13 protein-coding genes and 2 pseudogenes are annotated in these 16,232 nt (G+C 44.7%); 13 read left to right on the top strand and 2 right to left on the bottom strand.

Annotated elements, in window-relative coordinates:
- Position 1: 1 nt before the first annotated feature.
- Positions 2-460, bottom strand: coding sequence for a hypothetical protein (locus ACTTKA_RS08365; protein ID WP_442724674.1), 459 nt, complete (start codon positions 458-460; stop codon positions 2-4).
- 278 nt (positions 461-738) lie between these two features.
- Here ACTTKA_RS08365 and ACTTKA_RS08360 point away from each other — a divergent pair.
- The 6 genes and pseudogenes from ACTTKA_RS08360 to ACTTKA_RS08335 form a co-directional block, all read left to right on the top strand.
- Positions 739-849, top strand: a pseudogene (locus tag ACTTKA_RS08360) (integrase); the annotation flags it as partial.
- Positions 850-1,007: 158 nt separating this feature from the next.
- The gene (locus ACTTKA_RS08355; protein WP_442713150.1) at positions 1,008-1,232 is read left to right on the top strand and encodes a hypothetical protein; all 225 of its coding nucleotides are present in this window, start codon (positions 1,008-1,010) and stop codon (positions 1,230-1,232) included.
- A gap of 29 nt (positions 1,233-1,261) precedes the next feature.
- Entirely contained in the window at positions 1,262-2,116 is an 855-nt protein-coding gene (locus tag ACTTKA_RS08350; protein ID WP_442724673.1) for a GLPGLI family protein, read from the top strand.
- Between the two features lie 190 nt (positions 2,117-2,306).
- On the top strand, positions 2,307-2,957 hold the full coding sequence (locus ACTTKA_RS08345) for a hypothetical protein (protein ID WP_442724672.1): 651 nt from the start codon (positions 2,307-2,309) through the stop codon (positions 2,955-2,957).
- Positions 2,938-4,938 carry a hypothetical protein gene (locus ACTTKA_RS08340; RefSeq protein ID WP_442724671.1) on the top strand — a complete coding sequence of 667 codons (2,001 nt, stop codon included), beginning with the start codon at positions 2,938-2,940 and terminating at the stop codon, positions 4,936-4,938. The genes ACTTKA_RS08345 and ACTTKA_RS08340 overlap by 20 nt, the downstream gene beginning before the upstream one ends.
- 138 nt (positions 4,939-5,076) lie before the next feature.
- Positions 5,077-5,461: pseudogene (locus ACTTKA_RS08335) on the top strand (transposase); the annotation flags it as partial.
- 182 nt (positions 5,462-5,643) lie between these two features.
- On the opposite strand, the gene ACTTKA_RS08330 reads toward ACTTKA_RS08335, so the two are convergent.
- Positions 5,644-6,348, bottom strand: coding sequence for a peroxiredoxin (locus tag ACTTKA_RS08330; RefSeq protein ID WP_442724670.1), 705 nt, complete (start codon positions 6,346-6,348; stop codon positions 5,644-5,646).
- A gap of 159 nt (positions 6,349-6,507) precedes the next feature.
- Between ACTTKA_RS08330 and ACTTKA_RS08325 the strand changes: the two genes are divergently transcribed.
- The 7 genes from ACTTKA_RS08325 to ACTTKA_RS08295 all read left to right on the top strand — a co-directional run bounded on the left by ACTTKA_RS08325 (position 6,508) and on the right by ACTTKA_RS08295 (position 16,232).
- Positions 6,508-6,954 (top strand): outer membrane beta-barrel protein, encoded by a 447-nt coding sequence (locus ACTTKA_RS08325; protein ID WP_442724669.1) that lies wholly within the window; start codon positions 6,508-6,510, stop codon positions 6,952-6,954.
- Positions 6,884-7,216 carry an outer membrane beta-barrel protein gene (locus ACTTKA_RS08320; RefSeq protein WP_442724683.1) on the top strand — a complete coding sequence of 111 codons (333 nt, stop codon included), beginning with the start codon at positions 6,884-6,886 and terminating at the stop codon, positions 7,214-7,216. The genes ACTTKA_RS08325 and ACTTKA_RS08320 overlap by 71 nt, the downstream gene beginning before the upstream one ends.
- 741 nt (positions 7,217-7,957) lie before the next feature.
- Positions 7,958-8,581, top strand: coding sequence for an SPASM domain-containing protein (locus ACTTKA_RS08315; RefSeq protein WP_442724668.1), 624 nt, complete (start codon positions 7,958-7,960; stop codon positions 8,579-8,581).
- A gap of 103 nt (positions 8,582-8,684) precedes the next feature.
- Positions 8,685-10,940, top strand: coding sequence for a TonB-dependent receptor domain-containing protein (locus ACTTKA_RS08310; RefSeq protein ID WP_442724667.1), 2,256 nt, complete (start codon positions 8,685-8,687; stop codon positions 10,938-10,940).
- 4 nt (positions 10,941-10,944) lie between these two features.
- A complete protein-coding gene (locus ACTTKA_RS08305; RefSeq protein ID WP_442724682.1) occupies positions 10,945-13,149 on the top strand; it encodes a peptidase domain-containing ABC transporter in 2,205 nt (734 codons plus the stop codon).
- A gap of 2 nt (positions 13,150-13,151) precedes the next feature.
- Positions 13,152-13,619, top strand: a complete 468-nt coding sequence (locus ACTTKA_RS08300; RefSeq protein ID WP_442724666.1) for a hypothetical protein — start codon at positions 13,152-13,154, stop codon at positions 13,617-13,619.
- 291 nt (positions 13,620-13,910) lie between these two features.
- Entirely contained in the window at positions 13,911-16,232 is a 2,322-nt protein-coding gene (locus ACTTKA_RS08295) for an outer membrane beta-barrel protein (RefSeq protein ID WP_442724665.1), read from the top strand.

Genomic DNA, 16,232 nt, shown 5'->3' with positions numbered 1-16,232 from the left:
CTTACCAGTTCATGACGATGCGGAACGTGCATGTCGGCGGAGGATTGCCGGTGTAAAAATCACTGTAGAATAAATGGAAGGCAATGGAACCGGGCATAAAGTCGAACGTATAGATTTCAGACCATAATTCCGTTTTGCCGTTCGCTTCTTTTCCCAACGGGATGGTATAAGGCAACGGAGTCTGTACTTCCGAACTCTTTCCTTCATCCTGTATCAGATAGCCGACAATTTTTCCATCCTTATAAATCGTTTTGGTCAGAGCATCTTCCTTGAACTCATACATAAAATGTGAACCGAGTGCGTCCTTCTTTCCAAGTAGCTTCCAGTCTCCGGCTTTCACCGTATAATATACGATTTTCCAGTTCAGCGCTTCTCCGTCTCTTCCGGGAGGGCCCATCGGACCTTCGCACGATGTAAGTGCTATTGCCAGCACACATATCAGTAACCCAATCTTTTTCATCGTTCTCTAATTTAAAATTCGTGTTGCAAACATACATAAAATCACTGTAATATTTGCAGAAAAATGGAAGTTTAATATAATTTGAGTTGATTACTAATTTGATAGGGTGTAAAATCGCAGAAGTTCCGTCTTTATCTGCCATAGCGCAGAAATACGCGGATAATAGCAGAAGAATAGTTGTCAAATCATGCCCCCAAAGCCGGGTTATTTCCTCTGTTCAAAAGGAGAAGAACGACGATTTTAGTGCATCCGCAGGAGTAGTGGTATGGGAAGGGCGACAAGGCAAAAGTAAGGAAGCTGTCGCCACCCACCTCTCACTCGACAACATCAAGGCACAAATCATCAAATTTTGTCAGCGCATTTCCGGCCGTGAGGCTTTCGTCACGGCGCACGGCATGGAGTTCCGCCGGTCGCCTTCCTGAAAAGAACGCAGGTAGACTATCTGTAATCATTGACCGGAGGGGGGAGGAAATAAATCAACATGCTGTACAACATATAAAAATATTTGCGCACATCTTCTCTTTTTTCAAACTTTGTATATATTAATATGCAAAATAGCAATAAGATAAAGAAGTTTATTTTTGCCTTAGGCTTAGTGACGGTAACCGGAGCAGTATCGGTTAACAGTAGCCCTGCAACGCAGGCGCAAGTCGAAAAACAGTGTGTTGTCAGTTTTTGTCAAGGCATTACGGTTTGTGATAATGCCTTCTCCGATTCTGATGTTGCCGCAGATTATCTTGATATGATGGAGTCTTTCTGCGACGGAGATTAAGTAAAACAAGAAAGTTCTTAAAGAAAAGAATGATGAAAAAGCAGATGCTTATTTTTCTTTTTGCGGCAGTTTCATTTTGCAATGTACTGTCGCAGGAAAAGCTTGACGATACCGTGTTTCGCGCAGTCTATACGTTTTCGTATAAGACTCGCCCGAATCAAACCGAGTATGCCAAAAGTGATTTAATGTATCTTGATATGGGACAAAAAGTGTCCAAGTTTTACAGTCGTAACCAGGAAGTGAGAGACTCTATCCGTCATGCGGCAATGGTGAAGAATTCATCTCCCGAAGGAGGCATAGAGGCTGCGAGAGGTTATAAACGAGGCACTCCCCATAGATATTATATCTTGCAAGATATAAAGAAAATACGTGTTACTACGGAGTACGTTCTTTATGGATATATGTATGAAGAACCGCTCGTAATGCCGAAATGGACGATGCTCGACGACACCATGACCCTTGTCGGCTATTCTTGCCGACGCGCAACGACCCAGTATTTGGGGCGCGAATGGGAAGTTTATTTCACGACAGATATCCCGATAAACAAAGGCCCTTGGAAATTATGGGGACTCCCGGGATTGATTGTAAGGGCCGAAAATAAAGAAGGATATTTTCGCTACGAACTGAATAATTTTGAAAAACAATCGTCGCCGACGCCTATTATTTATGTCCATCATAAGTTCGATACAGAAAAAGGGACGTATGCAGGCGAAGCATACAAGCATATTACCAAGAAAACGTACCAACAATACGAGAAAACATTCAACGAAGATTTTGCGGCTTTTTCACGTATCGAATTCGGGCGTAATATCCATATGAGCAATCAGGATGGCAGCCCTGTTACCCATAAAATAAGGAAAGATTATATTCCGCTGGAAAAATAAGAGATGAATAATCGGTTTTACTCTGTTTATAGATAGTTTTATCCAAAAGACAAAACGTTTGACCTCGAAAGTGAAATTTCATCGCATTGATAAGACGAAATACCTCAGCAGAATATATTCCAGCCAAACATTTTCATAATCCAAACAATAGATTCTATACAAATAATATGCTCAAAGAGAAACGTACACGATGAATTATTTAAGGCGATACTCCATATGGTTCTTTGCTTTGTGCATTGCGACGATGACTGTAGCGCAACAGTCGCTCACGGGGCGGATTAAGGACGTCCGAACAGATCAACCGGTACCGAATGTGTACGTCATGCTTATGAGTGAGAATGGGTCTAATATCTTGGCCTATGCTTTCTCGGCCGAGAATGGTCTCTATACCATCGATTATCCTGACGAGAAGCGGCCAACATACCTTATCTCTACCTCGTGCGTAGGCTACGAAACGTTCAAACAGAAGATTCCATCCCGTCTGCAAATATTCGATATCGCTCTCAAAGAATCGACCACCCCTTTACGGGAGGTTAAGATCACTTCGTTTCCTATTCGTCGGCAAGGCGATACGATCAACTATTACATGGCCAACTTCATCCGTCCGCAGGATCGTTCGCTGGCCGATGTGCTGGCACGCATGCCGGGCATTGAGGTGCGAAAAGACGGCCAAGTAAAGTACGACGGCAAACCCATCAATCGCTTTTATATCGAGGATATGAATCTTTTAGAGCGTCGCTATTCGCTGGCCACAAAGAACCTTTCGCCCTCCGTCCGACATCGCTACCGTACAGGTCTACGAGAATCACGAACCGATCAAGATGATGCGTGGACGAAGTAATTCGGAACAAGCAGCGTTAAATATCAAACTCAAAGAAGGAGCACGCTCCCGATGGTTATACACGATTGATTTCGGTCTGGGTGCATGGCCACCGCTCTACAATGCTACCGCAACATCGGCACGCTTTGCTCAAAAGAATCAGACGCTCATCGTAGGAAAAATCGACAATACGGGAACAGATATTTTTCAGGAGTTGAAACTGCATTCGCTTGGTGCAAGAGGCAAGGTGTTCGTTTTAGGCCAAGATGAGGGGCCTTCAGACCGTTTCTGGCCCATCCGGTCGTCTGCAGATCTGTTTGTACGCGATCGCGCACGCTTCAACACAAGCTCTATTATCTCCCTCAATCACTTGCGGCGCACAGCTGCAGATACGGATCTACGACTGAACATAAACTACGGATACGAGCGCGAAGAACGTGAGCGAAGCATAGAAACGGCGTATCATTTCAAAAAACACCCTCCCGTCATTTTGCGCGATTACACATCTCAGGCAGCGAACTGGCACAAGACAGAAACCGAACTGACTTTTCAGGCTAATAAGTCGACCTATTACCTCGAAGAAAAACTGACGGCTAACGTACATTGGAAAGATATTGCAGCAGACATCAAGGCTCCTCGTCATCAGATGACACAGCAAATGGCGTTGCCACGTATACATCTAAGAAACAAGACATCGTTTTCCCGTCTTGTCGGCAACGTATCGCTGGGCGTGGAAAACGAGACGGAATATACACGTCTGCCACAACAACTTACCATTGAGTCAACAGATACGCTACCGCTCTTCGGTGTACAGGCTGCAAAACAGTCGGTAACATTCGACGAGGCCTTCAGCCATACATACGCGACGGCAGGATATACGCGACGCCATCATACGTTCGATCTTACAATGGGTGGCATCCTTACATGGCAACGTATGCGGAGTCAACTGACACCGCGCCCCGAAGTGGCAGGCCGTTACGCGAACGACCTACAATGGCGATCGTGCAGATTCTACGCCCAACCCTCGTATCGATTCATCTACGGAAAATGGAACATCCGTACTTCTATCGCTGTCAATTCTCTGCACACGGATTATTCGGGTCGACGAAACCGACACACATACATCAATCCGCACATGCGTGTCATATTTGATTCACAGAGTGGGGTGAAACTCAGTGCAGGCTATTCTCGCGACCTCCGCTACGGCGATCTTGACGGGATGGAAACAGGCTATGTGATGACACGCTATAACACCTTTTCGCGCGGCATCGATCAACCGAAGCGCAACACTTCGCAAACGATTGACGCAAACGCAATATATAAAACGTTCTCACAATTTATGACATTGAATTATAATATAATTTATTCACAATACAATGATAACCTGATACCCGTAAGTTTTATCCGCGATATGTATGCGTTCTATGGACAGGAAGCGCGTGACAGAACGTTCTCTTCTTGGACAAACCGCTTATCGGTAAGCAAGCTGTTTCCGGCAATATCCCTTACTGCCGGGCTCAGTCTGTCGTACAACCGATCCGGTTCATCCATCGAACAGCAAGGAACGAATTACGACTATATCAACCATTCGTTTGGTGTCGAGCCGTCACTGAGATGGAACGCAAGCCCAAAAATAAATTTCGATTACACAATGGATGCCTCTCTTTCCGGTATCAGTGTGAATCGTCAACCTGTCCTTACCTATATTCCTCTCGTCGAGCATCGACTCTATACGTTCTTTGGCGCTACCGATAAACTCTCTTTCACGCTTAACTTACAACATTTCTATAACAAAGCCCCTAATGCATCAGCCTCGAATCTGCTGTTTGCAGATTTAGGTATTCACTATGCGTTCAAACATATAGCCATCAGCTTAGACTGGACGAATTTGTTAAACCGCAAAGAGCATATCACCACCCGATACAATACGATCAACACGGTCATGTACACCGAACGTCTCCGCCCGTCAGAAGTACTGATCAGTGTCCGATTCAAGCACTGAAGAACAGACGCTATTCCTCGTGTATCGTCATTCTTTCCATTTACGATCATAACCTACCCAAGACTCTAATCGTGCTTATTTTGTTTTTTTAAAGTTTGATTATTAACCTCTTTGCGATAGATGTTGATTCTTCGGTAGTTTGCCAATCAAGCCTGCTCAATGGTTGATGTTTGGCGTACCTACCGTATGCGTGGAGATGCTGAGAACAGAATAAAAGAGTTGAAACAGGATTTTGGAGCGGAAAGTTTTAATATGAAGGACTTTTATGCAACTCAAAGCTGCCTTGATTTTTTCGATGATAGCCTACAATTTAATGTCGCTGTTCCGTCTATTTGTTCTGCAAGAAAAAACGCAAAAAGCACTATCTACGCTGCGTTACAGAACCATTGCCATTGGTGTATATTTTGAAAGGACTGGCGATACGCTCAAACTAAAAATAGCACTTACTAAAAAACGACGAAAATGGTTCATCGGACTATGGGATTACCCCATCAATCTAAACCAAAAAGTTCCTATCGAGTAATCTGGGATAATCCGAAATCTTAATTCCGAATTCCGCAATCTTTTCATCTGCAAATCTGCTAATTTTCTCATCTGCTAATCATCACATCAAAAATCCCCAATCCCATATCCCCGACAGCCACAAAAAAAACGGAAGCGCATGCGCCTCCGTTTTCCCTAAAAAAAAAATTGTTTTACTGACAATTACTTGCCAAGTTTCTCTTCCACTTGTTCTTTGGAGATTTTCTTAGTGCAGAAGAACCAGTCGTAGCAGTGCATCTCCTTGTCTTCGCCTGCCATACGCGATTTGGCGACACCGCACGAACCCGCCGGCGGAACGATGACTTCATCACCCGGACGCCAGTCGGCAGGAAGTGCCACCCCAAAGTTATCAACAGTCTGAAGCCCGATAAGCACACGCTTGATTTCATCGAAGTTACGTCCGAGAGAGAGCGGATAGTACATGATGGTGCGGATCTTGTTGCTGGGATCGATGAAGAACACCGCACGCACGGCTGCAGTGCTGGCTTCACCCGGCTGAATCATACCATACAGGTTGGCCACATCCATGGTGATGTCGACAATCAACGGAAATTTCACTTCCAAATTCTTAAAGCCCTTCCAGTCAATCTTATCGTGAATGGTGCGGAGCCAAGCGATGTGGCTGTGCAGCCCGTCAACAGAAAGACCGACCAGCTGGCAGTTGAGCCTGTCAAACTCCTCTTGCATGGAGGCAAAAGTCATGAACTCCGATGTGCAAACCGGTGTAAAGTCTGCAGGGTGGCTGAACAAAATTTTCCATTTTCCACTGAAGTCATTGGGAAAATTGATCTCACCCTGTGTTGTAGTTGCCTGAAATTCAGGTGCCAAATCGCCAATTCTCGGCATTGCATTTACTTGATTTTCCATTGTTCTAATTTTTTATTGATGACACATTTTTTACTTATTGATTTTTTTACGGTACAAAGATACACGATTAATTGCTATAGAGCGCATTGATTTTTTCTATCCCTGTATCAATAGAATCTATAAATACAACCCTGCAACAGTTGGAATACATTGTGCCGCTTGAAAAAATACCGGCATTTCACATCCGGCAACGCGTTGAGTACCGGTGTGAGCTACCGGTTGATCCGTACGGATTACGACCTGCGTGACTTCCGAAACATCACCGAAAAACCCGAGGCACGCGGACAGATGCCGGCTTTCTTCTCCGAGTTCAAGGGACAGAAAAACAATTTCCAGTACGGCATCGGACTGAGAGTACAGCAAAACCGCATCGAGTACCACCCATCCGACCGGACAGCAAGCAGCAAACATTCGGACTGGGACCTTTATCCTTCGGCCGATTTGCTCTACATGATCAATCCCGACCAAGGACATCTGTTTATGCTGTCGTACAAAAGAAGTGTCGATGAGATACCGTACAGTGCGATAAGCCCTTATCGAAAATACGAGAGCGAACACTCTCACGTTCTCCAAAAACGCGGGTGCCACACTCGAAGGATATTATGAACCGACTTTTACATTCACCAACGAACGGTACCGGACTGTATATGAAATGAGCGGCAGTGTATACAAAAAGTTCTTCAACGACAAACTGGAATGCCGGCTCAAATGTAAATTCTTCCGAAAAGGACGTGTCATCGAAACCGATACGCCTAAACTCTGGAAGAGCTATGCGAACCAAACGAATGAGCAATATCTGCAAATATCGCTGTCCTACTCCTTCAGAGGTGGGAAAAAGGTAAGCGTCAAGCAGACCGAAAGTCTTTAAGAATACAACAAAATAGAGCGTTCCCAAAGATAACCTCATGCTTTTCCCCTTTGTCAAACAACCCGATGCGATGGATTGCGAGCCGGCGTGCCTGACCATAATCCCATAAGAAAATTATTTTATTATGTTTTTTAACGCAGATAATTTGCACAAATCCGATTCATGATATTTCTTTGTAATTAAGATATATGATCTCTTCGACTGGTGTAAAAACCGAACGAAAGGAAATCATGGAAGAACATAGGTACCCTCTCACTGCGGACTCTTTAAAAAGGTAAAAGCCGATAGTGATCACTTGCATTTGCATACAGAGACTTGTTTGACACAAGCAGATGTGCGTTATTTGAATACAAGAACACGAAAACAGGGCAGCCTGAGGAACTGCCGGATTAGAAGGAACCAAATGCCTAAGGCATATAGACTTTGACAACTCTGAGAACAGTTTGCTCTCGCAAGAGAGACAAACACACAGAGGAAACACGATTTTCACGATGTATAATCCCAACAAGCCGGAAAAGGCACTGCAGAAATTGTAAAAAAGATATTTCACCTAGTTTCTTATGTCTGCTGAAAGCGAAGTACAGTAACGAAGTATGGCAGTGTAGCAATCTCCAACCGATATCTTCATATCGGAAAACTGCATCAAACAATGGACGCGGATTTCGAAAAGCGAAACGAGTAGAAAAGAAAATTAAAATGTAAATGACATGGAAGAAATAAAATTTATCATTGAAAGTCAAGATGTTGAACAATGTAGAAAATATTTTCAGAATAATACCTAAATGTCATGTTATCATTAGAATGAACACTCATATTGAAAATGAGGAAGATTTTCCATTACTATATGAGATGTTGACCAAAAGGTGGGGAAATCAGAATTATTCAGTTCAAATGAAATACGTTAATAAACACAATAGCGGATGTAAAGTTGAATGTATCAAAAATAAAAACCAAGCCTTTCATCTTCAAAAACTTTACAGAAAATACAACCTCAATAATACTGATTTATTCCCTTCCCCTCAAATAGGAGGATGTGTTGCAACTCAAATTAATTCATTCGTTATAGGAACCAAAGGAGAAATTTATAAATGTTGGGTTGATGTAGGAAAAAAAGATCGAGTAGTTGGAAATATTTTTTCAAATGAATATAATATGACACTAATCTCAGAGTATATATTAGGTACCGACATGTTTAACGATAAAAAATGTTTAAAATGCATCTTACTGCCCATTTGTGATGGCGGTTGCAATCTACAAAGATTAGAACATAAAATATCAGGTAAGAACTTTGATAATTGTCCTGTTGATACAAAAAAATTAGACATCCTACTAGACATGCTATATGAAATAAAGCATTCTAAGTAACCCTATTTTAAAAAAATATTATTGCATTTATATATTGATTATGGTAATATACTTCCTATCATTCTTTTTATGCTTTGTTCAACAAACACAAGAGCAGCAGATCATGGGTCGGGTGGTCGATACACAGAACAAACCTCTCGAGTTCGCGAATGTCGCACTGTATGCGTTGCCTGATACGACCTTGATAATGGGAACGATTACTGATACGGAAGGGCGGTTTACACTTGCAACAAGACATTCTGAATCAAAAGTATGGCTACAAGTTTCGTTCGTGGGATATCAGGACTTCGGACGGGAAATCGCATCGGAAGATTACGGTACGGAGTTGCAGCCGATCGTTCTTTACGAAACATTCTTCGGAATCAAAGAGATAACGATTACAGCCGAACACCCTGCTATCAGTAGCCGGAATGGAATTTTGACGACCACCGTTGCGAATACACTTCTAGCAAAGGAGCATTCGGTCTATGATGTCCTAAGTAAAGTGCCCGGCCTTATCAATAACAAAGGAACGATAGAAGTCTTTGGTAGCGGACGGCCTGTCTATTACATCAACAATCGAAAGGTGAAAAACAAGGATGAGATCGGATTGCTTAATGTGCAAAACATACAGAAAATCGAATTGATTACAAATCCCGGTGCAACATATGATGCCGATGTAAACGCTGTCATTAAAATATATACACTCCGAAAAGAGTCGGGTTGGTCAGTTTTGGCAGGAGCGTATGCGGCACAAAGCGAAAAGTTCAGCCATTGGGAAAATATCAGAATCGGATACAAAAATGAGAAACTGAACGCATCAGCCTATTATAGTTTCTATGATTACCGGAATAAGGCATATCAATACCTGATCAAAGAGATTCACGCAGATACCGTCCGAAAATACACGACAGACAGGACGCAGCTCCCAGTTTCTAAGATACATAATTACAGCATCAATACAGATTATGAAATAAGACCTAACCAAATTGCCGGCTTCCAGATCACTGGTTCAAGAACAGACAATCGGTTTAATACGCACGAACAAAACAGTGTCGAAATGAACCGTATCTTAAGCGGCACTTTCCAAAGCCCGAATGACACAAAAGATATAACAGACAATGTACAGTTCAACATGTTCCACAATGCTCAATGGAATGACCGGCTGTCGTCATCACTGAACATGGACTATGTATGTTATCGTGATAACCGGGAACAATCTATTCGAGAAATAATGCCTCAGAAGACCTATATCACCGATTCCAGAATTCGTTCCGATTACGATATCTATGCAGCAGAATTTATTCTGAACGACAACCTGAATGAGCACCACTCTCTTTCGGGCGGAGTGGAATACAGTGCGATCGACGGTAGCGGAACACTCGACATCCTGTCAGGTGCCCTGAATGATTCCCGTTACACAAGTCATGAACGTAAGTATGCAGGGTTTATGGAATATACGTTTAAGAACGACGCCCTTTCGGTTCATGCAGGCCTACGCTATGAAAATGTACAAAGAAAACACACGGATTTAAATGAAGCCGCGAACAATCTGAGCGATTCCGACAGTAAATTTTATCCTTCTGCGACCCTGTCTTATACGAAGAACGGAATAAGTAATTCTCTGTCTTTCTCGGCTAAAACAGCTCGACCGGCACTCTCGTATCTGAATGGCCGGACCTATTACCAGAACCGTTTTCTGTATCAGAAAGGAAATCCGAACCTAAAGCCTCAAACGTCTTATATATTAGAGTGGATATTCGGTTATCGATGGATAACCTTTCGGACAAGTTATACACAAACAAATGATTTTATTTCCGATACCTTTGTTGATAGCCCTTCCATTGATCCATCCGTCATAGTCAGTACATGGCAAAATTTCAAAAAAGCCGAATACCTGAAAGCCAACTTAACCATGCGACATTCATTCGGCTTCTGGCATCCGTCGTTATCAGCAGGTATGATCCAACCATATCTCAGCAGTGTGTACCTTGGAGAAACAATCCATTATAACCATCTCAACTTTTATATCCAATGTGGGAACTATTTCAAACTACCTGCAGGTTATACGGCATCTGTCAATTATTATTACAATAGCGGAGGCAGTCAGCGAATCTTCCGGTTCGATCCGTTTCAGTCATTAGACGTAAGTGTGCAAAAATCATTTCTGCACGACAGACTTGATGTAAAGCTGTCTGCAAACGATCTTTTACGGAAATTAAACTACTACGAACATGCAAAGATCAATAAATTCACATTCTACCAAAACGAGAACTATTCTCAGTGGAATTTTTCTCTTAGTCTGATCTATCGTTTCAATCAGCAGAGCCTCAAATATCGTGGAAAGTCGGCAGCAAAAGAAGAAAAAGACAGGTTATAACCTCATGCTTTTCCCCTTTGTCAAACAACCCGATGCGATGGATTGTGGGCCGGCATGCCTGACCATGATTGCTGCACATTACGGGCGACATTATACGCTGGATCATCTGCGCGAGCAATGTTTTATCGGGCGTGAGGGCGTATCGCTCTTAGGTATCAGCAAAGCAGCCGAACAGATCGGTTTTCGCACTGTGGGAGGACGACTGACGTTCGACAAGTTGGCGGAGAAAGCATTGCTTCCATGCGTCGTGCATTGGAATCAGGAGCATTTTGTCGTGGTATATGCCATCCGGAAAAAGAAGAAAGAATACACCGTTTCGGTCGCTGATCCGGGCAAGGGGCTCGTTACCTATTCGCGTGAAGCGTTCTGCCGGCACTGGATCAGTACCTGCACCGGAGGCGAAGAGAAAGGCATCGCTTTGCTGTTGGAACCGACACAGTTATTTTACGAACAGGAGGGCGACAGGCTTCCCTCGGAAAACCGTATCCGCTTCCTCTGGAAATACTTGATCAAATATAAGCGTTTCTTCGGACAACTTATGTTGGGGTTGTTTATCGGCAGCCTGCTGCAACTTATTTTTCCGTTCCTCACACAGGCCATTGTCGATACGGGGATTCAAGGCAAGGATATCGGCTTTATCTGGTTGGTGCTGATCGCACAGATGGTGTTACTTTTCAGTCGTACAGCCATCGACTTTATCCGCCGGAAAATTCTGCTGCACATCAGTACGCGCATCAACGTTTCACTGATCTCCGATTTCTTTATCAAATTGATGAAGCTACCGATGAAGTTTTTCGATACCAAGCTTACAGGCGACTTGCTGCAACGCATCGAAGATCATCGGCGCATCGAAAACTTCCTGACCAATCAAACGATCTCGATTGTTTTCTCCGTCTTTACCTTTATGATCTTTTCGATCGTACTGTTCGTCTACCATCTTCCGATTTTTACCGTTTTCATCACCGGAAGCATACTCTATGGGTTATGGATACGGATATTTCTGAAGAAAAGACGTCTGCTCGATTATAAGATGTTCGAACAGCAGGGGATGAACCGTAATGTCGTTTACCAATTGATTACCGGTATGCAGGAGATCAAGCTGCAAGGCTGTGAGCAGCGTAAGCGATGGGAATGGGAAGACGTACAGGCCGACCTGTTCGATGTGAACATGCAATCGCTCAACCTGCGGCAGAATCAGGAGGCAGGCGGTATCTTTATCAATGAGTTGAAGAACATTCTTGTAACGGTATTAGCGGCTACGGCTGTCATCAATGGCAGCCTGACCTTGGGTATGATGCTCTCGATCCAATATATCATCGGACAGCTCAACAGTCCGGTAGAGCAACTGATGAGTTTTATCTACCAATGGCAAGATGTCAGCATCAGTCTTGATCGCATGAATGAGATCCATACGCAGCAGAACGACGAAGGCACGGGCCGTTCCATAACCGCTTTACCGCGTGATGTGGAGACGGATATACACATTCGTAATGTCTGCTTCCGGTACGATGGCGCCCGGCCGGATTATGTACTGAAAGGCATCGACCTGCACATCCCGCAGGGGAAGGTCACGGCCATCGTGGGGGCCAGCGGAAGCGGCAAAACGACCCTGATCAAATTGCTGCTCGGATACTACATGCCGAACGAAGGCGAACTGCTCGTCGGCGGTGAGAATCTGTCGCAATTCAATCCCGCATGGTGGCGCACGCAATGCGGTGCGGTGATGCAGGAAGGATACCTGTTTTCGGATACGATTGCCCGCAATATCGCGGTCTCGGACGATGAGATCGATACCGACCGTCTGCGTCATGCCGCCCAAACGGCCCATATTGCCGAGTATATCGAAGGTTTGCCGTTGGGATACAATACGAAAATCGGGCAGGATGGGCAAGGGGTCAGTCAGGGACAGCGACAACGTATCCTGATCGCGCGAGTGGTGTACAAGAACCCGCCGTTTGTCTTTCTGGATGAGGCCACGAATGCGTTGGATGCGAATAACGAACGAGCGATCGTAGAGAATCTGTCGGAATTTTACAAAGGCAAGACGGTTGTTGTGGTAGCACATCGCCTGAGCACCGTCAAGCATGCCGATCGGATTGTCGTGCTCGAAGGTGGACGAATAGCGGAAACCGGTACGCATGCCGAACTGACCACCCGGAAAGGACGGTATTATGAATTAGTACGTAACCAGTTAGAGTTGGGAAAGTAAACATGGAAGAACGGAAGCCTATTGAATTGCGAAGCGAGAAAGTCCGTAACATTATCGGACAGATCCCCCCTGTATTACTCCGCTATGGCACGGTGATCATCGGCGTGACACTGGCTGCATTGTGCATGCTGTCGATGTATATCCCCTATCGTGAAACGATTCCGGTACATATCATCATCGAGCAATCGAATGATACGGTCTATGGCCTTGCTCTTGTACCTAAAGACCGGATTCCATTGATGCAAACAGGAAACAGGGTAATGATTCATGACCCGCTGTCCGGTTCGCCGGAAGCAACCGTCTCGCATATCTCGACTGTCCCGGCACGTAGCGATGGTCGCCGGCGCGAAGTGCAGATCGCTTTCCCTCCCACGGTCACCATGCAGCCGGGCGATGTATTGGAAGGACGCATTATCCTTTCGGACATGTCTGTATTTAACCGATTCTTACAATCACTAAGAGGAAGATGATCTGGATTGTTTTGAGATATCTTGATAAAACACAAGTGCAATTAAATCAGATCGATTGGTTTTGTTTCCGATAACCATGAAAAACATAGGTTAATCAAAGAACATGCTAACGGATGTTCTCACGTTAAAAAAATCAAGAGTATATTATTACGATTATTGTAACCTTCCATCCGCTCTACTCGTCTATAAAGTAAAATACCGGGAAAAGAGAAAACAAGTTGTTCGGTTCATTCCCTCGTATATAATAAAGATTAAGTTCGATTCGTTCATTTACATAAACGTCAAAACATCATGAGAACATTTCAAAGTATGCTGATTTTTCTGCTGAGCGGTATGGTATGGTCACTTTCCGCACAGATCACCGGTCGCGTGGTCGATACACAGAACCAACCTGTCGAGTTTGCGAATGTCGCATTGTATGGATTGCCCGATACGACCTTGATCACGGGAACTATCACCGACAGCGAAGGCAAATTTATACTCTCCTCCACTCATTCCGGTCAATCGATTCTGCGAATCTCGATGCTGGGTTATGAAACGAAAGAGATCGATCCGTCGAAAGGCGAGCCGGGAACAATTGTGCTAAACGCCATCGCACAGCAACTTGAAGATGTGGTTGTCACTGCCCGAAGGATAAAGCGAAGTCCCGGGGGGTATGCGGTGAATCTTCAGGGTGAGCAAACGACTCAGGGCAAGCAGGCGAATGAATTGCTTCCTTTTTTGCCGGGTATAACGACCGAAAACGGGCTCTTAAAAGTCCTGGGACAAAACATCGGCGTGATTTATCTGGACGGCATACGCATCAAAGACCAGAAAGAGCTGGCCGCCATTCCGGCAGAGCAGATTCAGACGGTACAAGTCGATTATCTGGCCGGGAGTGAAGAGTTCGCCTCGATCAAAGGAGCCGTTATCCGGATCCAACTCAAAAAGCAACCGCAGGGCGGATACTACGGACGACTAAGCGGAGGAGCGACTTTTATGAGCAAATACGGTTTCACCGACGATCATCTCACGTCTACCTACAGTTATCGCTACAAAAAACTAAGTCTTTATAACAGCCTTTACTACAACGATTCCAAAGCAATCGGGGATATTGAAAACCAGACTCTTTTCCTTCAGTCGGGCACGAAGATCAATACGGTCGAGCAATACCGAAGCCAGGGAAGATATATCCATGACCGCCTGAGTCTTACATACGACCTGACGGAGAATCAGACCCTCGGCGCCTCCTTCTTTGTTTCCACCCACCATGCCAAGCCAACTAACGACGTACGAAGCGAGACCATCACGACCGATCGGAAAACGCTCAGCCGATCGACCGTCGAAACACCCTACGATTACCTGCGGTATCAGGCTACGGCCCGATATAATTATGTCACGGACGAAAATGGTAGCGAGCTCGCCGTCGTGGCCGATTATCTTCAGAACAACGAAGAAGACCGGATGAAGACCAGTATTTTGGGCGAGGAATACGCCGCCGGAATCACCGAGAGTCGCTCCCGGCAAATCACCCGGATGATGGAAACGCAAATCTCTTACGATAAACTTTTCACATCCGGCAACGCGTTGAGTACCGGTGTGAGCTACCGGTTGATCCGTACGGATTACGACCTGCGTGACTTCCGAAACATCACCGAAAAACCCGAGGCACGCGGACAGATGCCGGCTTTCTTCTCCGAGTTCAAGGGACAGAAAAACAATTTCCAGTACGGCATCGGACTGAGAGTACAGCAAAACCGCATCGAGTACCACCCATCCGACCGGACAGCAAGCAGCAAACATTCGGACTGGGACCTTTATCCTTCGGCCGATTTGCTCTACATGATCAATCCCGACCAAGGACATCTGTTTATGCTGTCGTACAAAAGAAGTGTCGATGAGATACCGTACAGTGCAATAAGCCCTTATCGAAAATATGAGAGCGAACACTCATACCTCAGAGGTAACCCGGATATGATTGCTCCCAAACAAAGCATGGTGATGGCCGGATTAGAACTTTTTGACAAAGTATCGATCAGCGGAATATATATGTATGGTCGAAATCCGATTTATCATTCTACCCGGGTGGATCCCGAGAATCCGCAGCTCACTTACATGATACCCAAAAACGGTCATCACGAAACATTGCTGGGAATCAATCTGGAGACACGCCTCCAACCCGCTTTATGGTGGAAGCTGAAAGCCCACGCGATGTATTCCCTGTACGGTTCGGAGACGGAAGATTTTAAAGTGAGCAACCAGTCCAAATATTACTTTTCGATGAACAACCATTTCACGTTCTCCAAAAACGCGGGTGCCACACTCGAAGGATATTACGAACCGACTTTTACATTCACCAACGAACGGTACCGGACTGTATATGAAATGAGCGGCAGTGTATACAAAAAGTTCTTCAACGACAAACTGGAATGCCGGCTCAAATGTAAATTCTTCCGAAAAGGACGTGTCATCGAAACCGATACGCCTAAACTCTGGAAGAGCTATGCGAACCAAACGAATGAGCAATATCTGCAAATATCGCTGTCCTACTCCTTCAGAGGTGGGAAAAAGGTAAGCGTCAAGCAGACCGAAAGTCTTCAGGAATACAATAAAATAGAGCGTTCCCAAAGATAA

This window comes from Tannerella sp. (genome assembly GCF_052170195.1).
In the GTDB taxonomy this organism is placed as follows: domain Bacteria; phylum Bacteroidota; class Bacteroidia; order Bacteroidales; family Tannerellaceae; genus Tannerella.
The sequence above is the reverse complement of the archived record's forward strand: the minus strand, read 5'-3'. Positions and strand labels throughout refer to the sequence as shown.

Bases quoted from the DNA above. Each gene is read 5' to 3' on its own strand.
- ACTTKA_RS08365 (WP_442724674.1), bottom strand. From the start codon at position 460: ATGAAAAAGATTGGGTTACTGATATGTGTGCTGGCAATAGCACTTACA.
- ACTTKA_RS08315 (WP_442724668.1), top strand. From the start codon at position 7,958: ATGTTGAACAATGTAGAAAATATTTTCAGAATAATACCTAAATGTCAT.
- ACTTKA_RS08355 (WP_442713150.1), top strand. From the start codon at position 1,008: ATGCAAAATAGCAATAAGATAAAGAAGTTTATTTTTGCCTTAGGCTTA.
- ACTTKA_RS08345 (WP_442724672.1), top strand. From the start codon at position 2,307: ATGAATTATTTAAGGCGATACTCCATATGGTTCTTTGCTTTGTGCATT.
- ACTTKA_RS08305 (WP_442724682.1), top strand. From the start codon at position 10,945: ATGCTTTTCCCCTTTGTCAAACAACCCGATGCGATGGATTGTGGGCCG.
- ACTTKA_RS08350 (WP_442724673.1), top strand. From the start codon at position 1,262: ATGATGAAAAAGCAGATGCTTATTTTTCTTTTTGCGGCAGTTTCATTT.
- ACTTKA_RS08300 (WP_442724666.1), top strand. From the start codon at position 13,152: ATGGAAGAACGGAAGCCTATTGAATTGCGAAGCGAGAAAGTCCGTAAC.
- ACTTKA_RS08330 (WP_442724670.1), bottom strand. From the start codon at position 6,348: ATGGAAAATCAAGTAAATGCAATGCCGAGAATTGGCGATTTGGCACCT.
- ACTTKA_RS08295 (WP_442724665.1), top strand. From the start codon at position 13,911: ATGAGAACATTTCAAAGTATGCTGATTTTTCTGCTGAGCGGTATGGTA.
- ACTTKA_RS08310 (WP_442724667.1), top strand. From the start codon at position 8,685: ATGGGTCGGGTGGTCGATACACAGAACAAACCTCTCGAGTTCGCGAAT.
- ACTTKA_RS08340 (WP_442724671.1), top strand. From the start codon at position 2,938: ATGATGCGTGGACGAAGTAATTCGGAACAAGCAGCGTTAAATATCAAA.